The organism is Vibrio sp. 378, assembly GCF_033339435.1.
The window spans coordinates 1-590 of record NZ_JAWOUO010000844.1 but is presented as its reverse complement, the minus strand read 5'-3'; the positions used below and the strand labels follow the sequence as shown (position 1 = coordinate 590).

The 590-nt window shown below is 48.5% G+C and carries 1 protein-coding gene; it reads left to right on the top strand.

Features of this window, described 5'->3' with window-relative positions:
* A partial coding sequence (locus R7Q48_RS29170) for a sensor histidine kinase (RefSeq protein WP_318133852.1) occupies positions 1–590 on the top strand: 590 nt, incomplete at both ends.

Genomic DNA, 590 nt, shown 5'->3' with positions numbered 1-590 from the left:
GCTTAGACCGCATTCATGTTACCGACAACACAACCGAGCTTGCTCCGTTGGTGGAAGCACTCAATTCATTGCTTTCTGAACTTGAACAAGCGTGGCAGAGAGAGAAACGCTTTACGCGAGCCGCCGCACACGAGCTCAAAACGCCGCTGACAATCCTGCGCCTAAACGTAGAAAACGCTCTTGAAAGTAATGACCCAGAGCAGTTACGCGGAGACTTACACAACATCCTTCAAGGCATTGAAAGAACCGACCGTCTCATCCACCAACTGCTTACACTTGCTAAAGTAGACAGTTTATCTGAACGCGTCTTTGACAACGTCGAACTAACGCCATTGCTGCAAACCGTCGTCGCCGATTTAGCGCCACTTGCTTTAAGACAAGATCAAGACATCAGCCTCTCACCAGCGGAAGTCGCGCTTTCTGGCGACAAAATGTTGTTAGAAGTGTTGTTCCGTAACCTTGTAGACAACGCCATTCGCTATTCAGGCGCACACAACGAAATCCAAGTTAGTGTGCAAGAAAATAGAAATGCCATCAAAATCTTGGTTTCCGACACTGGCCCAGGGATTCCACAAGAAACGCGAGAAAGG